Origin of the sequence: Paraburkholderia sp. J10-1, assembly GCF_905220165.1 — a bacterium.
Lineage (GTDB): Bacteria > Pseudomonadota > Gammaproteobacteria > Burkholderiales > Burkholderiaceae > Paraburkholderia.
On record NZ_CAJMYW010000021.1, the window covers coordinates 88,083 to 96,031 of the forward strand.

Below are 7,949 nucleotides of genomic sequence, written 5' to 3' on the forward strand. Positions count from 1 at the left end.
AAAGCAAGACGCGGACCGGGCGCCGCCGCGCCCTTCAATGCAGTGCGCTGGGCGCGACGGCGCGCAAAACACCAGGGAATGCGGGGCTTGGTGGGACATTCGGCGCGCAAGGTGAGGCAAATTCGACCCGGCGCGCGCTCAGCGGCCGCTCATGGCGGGCCGACCACAGCGGATTGTTCGGCAAGCTCCGCGGCACTCACGCTCGGATCGAGCAATACTGGACGCGGCGGCTTCGTGTTCGCCCTCACGCTCTGACGGCTGCAATCGTGCGGGTCGTGCGTCACCCGGATCGCCACGGCAGGCGTCGCGGCGCTCAGGAGGCCAGCATCGTGCATACGCTCCTGTTGCCTCAGGGAAAGGCACCCTTTGGCCGCCAGAACCGAATGGGCGAGATTGGGGCTCAGGTTCCTGCACTCGGGTGTGTCGAGCTGGGCATCTTCGAGGGCGACGAGCGCGCTGCGCGACACGTCGTTCTCAGTGGCGCCTGCCGGCATCACGCCGCTTTCCGTCAAATCGGCTACAGTGCGGCCCGTTTGCGACGTTCCTAGCAGCAGTGCCCTCGCGTATTGATGCCTCGCCTGCTCCAGCGCACGCGGCGATGACTCGGCCACCAGTGTATCGGCCAGGTTGATATGCGCCTCCGCGTAGCCAGGATTGATCGTGGTGGCGATCTCCAGATCCCGCTGCGCTTCGACCAGATACGCGGCGCGCTGCGGGTCGTTGGCGGGGCCGCCGACCTGCAAGGCAAGATCGAGCGCGGTGCGTCCCGCTGCGTTGTAGGCGAAGTCCACCGGATGAAGTTCGAGAGACTTCGTGAACGCTTCGAGTGCCTCCTTGTGGCAGCCCTGCTCGGCAAGCCCGACGCCCCAGTTGTAATACCCCCAATAGAATCTGTCGTCGAGCGCGACCGCCAGCATCGCCTTCTCCACCTCACCGGCATAGTCGCCCCTGTCCTCGTCGATCTTCGAAAGCGCGAGCCAGCTCCATTTGTAGAACCGCCCCGACGCGCCATCGCGAATGACGTCGTGGAACGCCGCAATTGCGTCCTCATAGTCGCAATTGCCGTCGTACTCATAGCAAATGTTCCTCGCGCGGGTCGAGAGCGCGGACGCATAGATAAAGGGGGAGCGCTGCTGCAAGATCTGGTTGGCGGCATCCTTGAGCGGGACGCGCGGGTCCGGTGACGGACCCGTCACGCCCACCGAGATGTCGCCGGGCTTTGAAGAGTCGACGTCCGCCTCGGCGTGCCACGCAGCATCCGCCTCCTGCTCCGACCCGGTTACGCCGGTCGGCTCCGAATGCAAGGCTTCGCTCGCTTCTGGCGTCCAGGGCATGGCCTTCGGGTCGATGGGCCATTCGCTTCCACCTTCGGTCACCGTAAAAAGAAAGCTGTACTTGCCGTCCGCCGAGCGCACTAGCGCGCCGCGTATGTAAGCGTCGTACCGGCCAAAAAGTCGTTTGGCGTACTGCGTAATCGTTTCGAGCGACACGCCCGTGCCCTCAATTTCGATGTTGCCGTCCTGTTGATCGGCCTCGATCGAATCGCGAATCTGCGCAGGCATGGTCTGTTGCGCCTCCTCGATCATTTTTTTAAGGTACGACGCAAGCCGCTGCTGGGCGACCGTCTCCGTAAATCCCTGGTCGGCGAGCGCCTTCGGCACCGAAATCGGCTCGACCAGCATGCGCGGCGGCAAGTTCATGAAAATGATCGCGAACAACGCCAGAACGCCGAATACGGCAAACGCGAACTTGAGATAGTTCATCAGCGTTTCGATGCGGCTGCCTTTGTCGCCGCCCGGACTCGCGGCGATCCAGCGCACATGGGGGCCAACGTGGCCCCGCCGCCCACGCGCGAAGCGGCGGCGCGCGCCGCGCGCAGGCCGGCCCTGGCCTCGCGCTGCGCGCCAGGCTTCAGTGCCGGGATCTTCAGGAAGGAATGGCCAGGGCATGTGGACGGCCGAAGCAAGGTGGGTTCCAGCTGGCCGAATGCCGGAGTCCACGTGAACAAAGTGCAGTTTGCGAACCGTTTTGAGAATGGCTATGCAAACGGCGATGCGAACCGCAGCACTGCGCTTCGGCGCTGGGTCGTTTTTTCCCCACCCCTCGCGGCTACACGCGCTCGATGCCGTGCTTCTTCAACAACCTGCCGAACGCCCGGCGCTCCTTGCCGACCAGCCGCGCGGCCCGAGAGACGTTGCCGTTTGCCGCGTTCAGCGCATGAGTCAGATAGCGGAACTCGAATTCCGAAATCGCACGAGACTTCGCAGTGCGAAAGTCCTCGACGAACATTGAGGGCGCGAGCCCGCCCTTACCGTCGAGCACGCTGCCACCGATGCCGGGCGGCGCATCGATGCAAATGGTCGCTGTATCCGCAAGCAGATATTCGCGGTAGATAAGATTTTCCAGTTCGCGGATATTGCCGGGCCAGCGATAGCGGTTCATCCAGACAAGCGTGTCGGGGTGGATCGCTTTCTCGCCGAGGCTGAATCGTTCGTGGCACGCGCGCAAGAACGCCTGCGAAAGCAGTGCGACATCGCCATGACGATCGCGCAACGGCGGCAGCGTGACGAACATGATGCGCAGCCGGAACAGCAGGTCGAGGCGAAATGCGCCCCGCTCCGCGAGTGTGGAAAGATCGCTGTTCGCTGCCGCGATTAACCGGACGTCGGCCTTGATGCTCTCGTGGCCGCCCAGCGGCCGGTAATGCTGATCCTGGAAAAAGCGCAATAGCGAGGCTTGGCCCTTAAGCGAGAGCGCGTCGATCTCGTCGAGAAAGAGTGTCCCGTAGCGGGCGTGCGCGACAAGCCCCAGTTGCTCGATATGCGCGTCGGTGAACGCCCCGCGCTTGTGCCCGAAAAGTTCGTTCTCGACGAGGTCGGCCGGGACCGCGCCGCAGTTGACCGGCACGAAGGGGCCGTTGCAACGGTTGCCGCCAAGGTGAATGGCGCGCGCGGCGAGTTCCTTGCCGGTGCCGGTTTCTCCCTCGATCAGCACCGGCGCATCGCAGCGCGCGATTCTCTCGATAAGCCGCACCGTTTCGACGAAGGCAGGTGATTGTCCAATCATCGGAGTCATTCCTGCTGTGTGGCCCGTCGTTTCACCGGGCTCGCGCGCTCGAAGACAAACTGCGATTTTGAGTCTAGTTCGAAATGCAGAGGGAGTCCAGAAAGTGCCGCGCAGAAGCGGCATCGGCCCGGGGCGTGCGCCTCAAGCGAGGCAGAATGAAAACGAACAGCTTGCCGGACATTTTATTTTTCTTCGGAACCGGAAATATCTATTTTATTTTAATTTTCAGAACGTCATTTTTTTGCACGCCTTTTTTGCTCGCAATCGACTTAATGATTGCAAAAATACGGTCGCGCCGCCGGCGCGAGATGACCGTTGGTTTGTTAGCGTGATACACGCCAGCCGGCAAACCGCCTATGGCTTGATCTTCGATACGTCGCCCAGGAAGTACGCGGCATAGAGGTTCCGAATGCCGACGACGTTTACCAGCTTCACCGCCTTGAGATAGGAACCTTAGCGTCGGCGGGAAGCAGGCTTGATGGTGAACGCGGGAAGCGCGGCATACACCGGCCCTTCGATTTCAGCGCGCAGGCCCGGATCGGCCACGCGTGGCTCTACAGTGATGCGTCGATCCAGATGCTCTCCGCCTTAAGCAGGTCTTTCATCTGCCCCTGCGAGCTCTGCAGGGCTTCGCGTTCAGTCTGCGCAAACTCGCCTACCCGGGCTTGCCGCTGCCGAACTACACGACTTTGAGCCGTCGCGAACACCGGCCAGATATGCGCCGCGCTAATGACCCATCAGGACGAAGACGATGACGAAGTGTTGCCTGATCTGCTCGACCAGATTCCGGCTGACGTGATGATCGATACCATCGGTGTCGATGAGAGGCGTCGCTTGGGGCGTAGCGGGTGGAAAGCATGATGAACCTCCGCACGTCCAAATTGGAAGTTGAACTATTTCCTGGTATTCTCGTACTGAGAACGGCAACTACCACTCGTGACCGTGAGTAATTTGGAAACCTGTGCAATAGCGAGCGCGTGTGTGAATGCTGAGTTTGGAAAGTAACCATACGCGTCGTGTCGAAGTTATTCATAAGCAAATCGTGTCTGTCCGGGACGCCAGAGGATCAGCGCCATTGCGCTCGCGTTCGATTTTGCTCATTGGCAGCCTCATCAGGTCGCGGAATTGGTCCCGTAGGGGTGTCACCATGATGAAGATGGCGAAAACACCGTCGCACACAACTTCAGCTTCCACTTTTTCGACCAGAGCTCGACAGCCGATACAACGAAATTCTGCACGCAGCGAATCCGGCGAAACGTCCAATCGCAGCAAACGGGTGTATGGCTCGTATCGCCTGTCTCAAGCAGGTTTGTCGGCGCCTGGTACGCCGGAAATCGTCGGGGAGGTAGTCAGCTCACCCAGACAACCGCTTGATTCTGGCGTTCGTCAGGATATGGAAAGCCGATTCGGGCATGACTTCTCAGCAGTTCGAGCGCACACCGATGTTCAAGCAGCCCGCTCAGCCGTGGCAGTACATGTCGTCGGACAGACAGGTGGCAATGACATCGCGTTTGCCCCGCAACGCGCTGTCGAGGCTTTTCAGCCGGGTGCCTCCAACCGTGCTGTGGGCGGCCTGCTGTCTGAGGCGACCCAGACAAGTCCGCGCATGGGCACCGGGGGCACACCGCTGGATGCGGGCGTGCGCGAAGACATGGAGGCGCGCTTCGCTGAGCCCTTCCAGGATGTTCGCGTGCACTCCGATCGTGCTGCCGCTCATGAGGCCGCGGCCCTGGGCGCCAAGGCGTATACGCAGGGGCGCGACGTGTTCTTCGGTGCGGGGCGATACGAACCACACACGCGCGAAGGCAGGCACTTGCTCGCCCACGAGCTGGCGCACGTGGTGCAGCAGGCACGAGGCGGCAGTGATACACATGCGGGAGCCGAGGCCGATGCGGACCGCGTCGCAGCTGCAGTGGCTGGCGGCGGCACGGCTCGAGTCGGCACGGCAGCCGCGCCCGGGCTCCAGTGCGCGCCGGAAGAGACGCCTTGGTGGAAGCGCGTGCAGATGGGCGCGGGCGACGTGGTCGATCGCGTGGCACATACAACCGCCGCGTTGAAGGAAGCGGCTGTGGAAACCAAGGATCGCGCTGTTCAGAATTTCGAAGAGACCAAGGCGACCGTCACACAGAAGCTCGAGAAGGTGACCACGAAGGATGTGATTGCGGCGGCATCGAATACCACAGAGCGGATACTGAAGCCGACGCAAATGCTCGCCTACGTTTCAGGCACCGCGCGCGAGAAGATGGCTGGCGCGATGACTCGGTCGAAAGGCGGCAAGAACGAGGGCCGTGTCACGGCGCTCAAGAACATGGTCGAGGCCACTGACAACTTCGTGCAGGCCTGGAACAGGTCGCAAACCGAGCCGACAAAGGTGTTCGTGCAGACGCTGAAGGAGAAGAAGGGCTTCGTCGCTGCGGTGAAGGCTGCGCAGCAGAGCTCCGATGACACCTTGGAAGCCATGACCGATTCGTTCAAGCAGGCGGTCAACGATTACGAAGACGACAAGTTCACGCCACCGGCGCCGAAGCTCATCGATCGGGCAAAGCACCCGACGCTCTCCGCCATGGAGGACAAGGTCGGTGGTGCGATGGACAGCGCGCATGGACTTCAGCGCCAGGTGCGAGGCGGTGTGATGAAGGCCTTGTGGTCGATGGGCACAGGCATCTTGCAGATCGGCGTGCACCCGGTGAATACGCTGCGGGGACTCGGCGAGATGCCGGCGGCGGGCCCGTTGGGGCCCGTGGGTCAGACGGTGGGGCTCATCGACGATCTCATCGTTCCGCCCGAGGGCATGACGCGCAAGCAGGTGCTCGACGCGCACAGCGAGAAGCAAAAGTTCAACCCCAAGCGCGACTTCGATCAGACGAAGAAGCTGGCGATGGGGTTCGGTGAGAACTACATCGAGGCGTTGGGCGGCAAGGTCGAGAAGGACAAGCAGACCGGAGCCATGAAGATTGTCGGCGGCGACAAGGAACGGGTGGGTGAGATTCCTGGGCTGCTGCTCGTTGATGTGGGGAGCTTCTTCATTCCTGGCGGCGGTGCCGCGAAGGGCACGAAAGGAATGGCAACTGCCGCCAAGGGCGCCGAACTCGCGCGTACCGTTGAAACGGTTGGCGAGTTAGGCAAGACGGCAGATGTGGTGGGTGGCGTTGGCAAGACTGCGGAAGCCACAACTGGCCTCGCGAAGACGGCTGAAGCGACGAGCAGTCTTGCGAAGACCGCGGAGGGCGGCGCGGGTGTCGCGAAGGTCGCCGACGCCGGCGGCGCCGTGAAAGCGGCAGACACCAGCGCTGCAGCCGCGAAGACCACAGACATCGTCGCCGACGCGAGCAAGTTCGCCGATGCTAGCAAGGTCACCGACGCCGCGAAGACTACCGATGCGGGCAAGCTTGTTGATAGCGGCAAGGGCTCTGAGGCGACCAAAGGTGCGGAGGCAACACAGATGGGCGACGCGGGGAAGCGCGCGACGGCCCATCCGGTCAAGCAGCCCGTCGAAGACCTGAAGAAGCTGCTGGGCGATGGCGCTCCTGCGAACGACGTCCTTCCTCACGGCACACCGGCGAACGATGTAGTCCCACACGGCGAACCGCCCGCGGCGGCCGCGCAGCCCGAAGGCGCCAAGCTCTACGATTTCGTTGCCCCGCGTGCCGATTACCCACCCATACAGAAGGTCTCCGGCGATACCTTCGCGCCATCCGCATCGATTCGCAACAGGCCACCACCTCGACCGCGCCCGAATATGCCCGCAGGCAATCCGGATTTCGCGCCGCGCGTACCCGAACCCAGGCCACCGAAAACGCAGCCCGCGCCGACAACTCATCCGAAGTATCGCGAAATGCCCAAAGGGCCCGGCCCAAAGCGCACGCCGTGGACCGAAAGGATGCAGCCCCCACCGGAAAAGAATCCGAGTCACAGCCCCGACGTGCTCGATCACGGCCAGCCGCGAGACCTCTTGCCGGTGAAGGAGCCGCCACCCGGTATGACGAGAGGCAACATGGTTCACAAGTTCTGGCGCCAGTTAAAGGAGCTCGGCGTGGACATCGACAGGATGTGGGGTGAGTCGCGCAAGTACCTGTATGACGCTGAAGGCAACGCGTTGCCGCACATCGTCGAGAAACCCGTGCGGCACGGCGAGTTGCCGCGTAAGTACTGGGGCCGTGTCGATGCCGAGAATTTGCCTGGACGCCAGCAAATCGAAATCGGACCGGAAAACCTGCGTGCCGAGAAAGCAGCCGAATCGGCTCTGTATGCGGACGAAGGTAACCGCTTCCACGATCTTGCGGATCCGAAGAATCCGTTCGAGGGGATCTACGCTGGCTACAACCAGGCGTATGCGGATGAGCTGGCTGAGTTCTGGGGACTCGTCAAGAAAGGGAAGACGCGATAAGCACCTTTCCGGCACGCCTCTCATGCACCAAGCCGGCATCGCCCTGTTCGACCCACGCACTTCACGCGTGCTCAGTATGGCTCTCGTGCAAATGGCTATGCGAAATCGGTTAAGGGGGGGATCGAACGAAGTGATGATCGGCCGATGAGTAAGCTCAAGCGTCTTGACGAGTTGTTCGATGGGCGACACATTGATTGCGAGATCATCATTTTGTGTGTCAGCTAGTGCGAGATCAAAGACTGGCGTAACTTATGATCGCGTGACATCGAGGAAGCGCCAGACCTTTGTTGGGCCAGCCTCTACGCCCTGTAAATGTACAGATAGTGCACGGGAAGTACAAATACCCCGATCTGCACGTTGGGCAAAAACATGCCTTTGCGATAAGTATTCCTATATTATGACTCACCAGTTTATGACTGGTCTAGTCACTATCGGCCTGCGCGGTCGCTCTGCAAGTCAGATGGCCTCCCTATATTGCCGCCATGCAAATTAAATT

Annotated in this window: 3 protein-coding genes and 1 pseudogene; 2 read left to right on the forward strand and 2 right to left on the reverse strand. The window is 61.5% G+C overall.

The genetic code is table 11. The annotated features are described in order from the left end of the window. Positions 1-149 precede the first annotated feature (149 nt). Together U5A65_RS36000 and U5A65_RS36005 are read right to left on the reverse strand one after the other, a co-directional pair. Positions 150-1,949: a tetratricopeptide repeat protein gene (locus U5A65_RS36000; RefSeq protein ID WP_321949238.1), complete on the reverse strand. Its 1,800-nt coding sequence runs from the start codon at positions 1,947-1,949 to the stop codon at positions 150-152. Between the two features lie 160 nt (positions 1,950-2,109). Next, on the reverse strand, positions 2,110-3,189 hold the full coding sequence (locus tag U5A65_RS36005) for a sigma-54 dependent transcriptional regulator (protein WP_321949239.1): 1,080 nt from the start codon (positions 3,187-3,189) through the stop codon (positions 2,110-2,112). Between the two features lie 417 nt (positions 3,190-3,606). Between U5A65_RS36005 and U5A65_RS36010 the strand changes: the two are divergent. Further along, a pseudogene (locus U5A65_RS36010) lies at positions 3,607-3,888 on the forward strand (transposase); the annotation flags it as partial. Between the two features lie 325 nt (positions 3,889-4,213). Next, positions 4,214-7,453, forward strand: coding sequence for a DUF4157 domain-containing protein (locus U5A65_RS36015; RefSeq protein ID WP_321949240.1), 3,240 nt, complete (start codon positions 4,214-4,216; stop codon positions 7,451-7,453). Positions 7,454-7,949: the final 496 nt, after the last annotated feature.

What these genes read in the sequence shown, in the direction of transcription:
- U5A65_RS36015 (WP_321949240.1), top strand. Translation starts at nt 4,214, where the DNA reads ATGATGAAGATGGCGAAAACACCGTCGCACACAACTTCAGCTTCCACT.
- U5A65_RS36005 (WP_321949239.1), bottom strand. Translation starts at nt 3,189, where the DNA reads ATGCCGCTTCTGCGCGGCACTTTCTGGACTCCCTCTGCATTTCGAACT.
- U5A65_RS36000 (WP_321949238.1), bottom strand. Translation starts at nt 1,949, where the DNA reads ATGCCCTGGCCATTCCTTCCTGAAGATCCCGGCACTGAAGCCTGGCGC.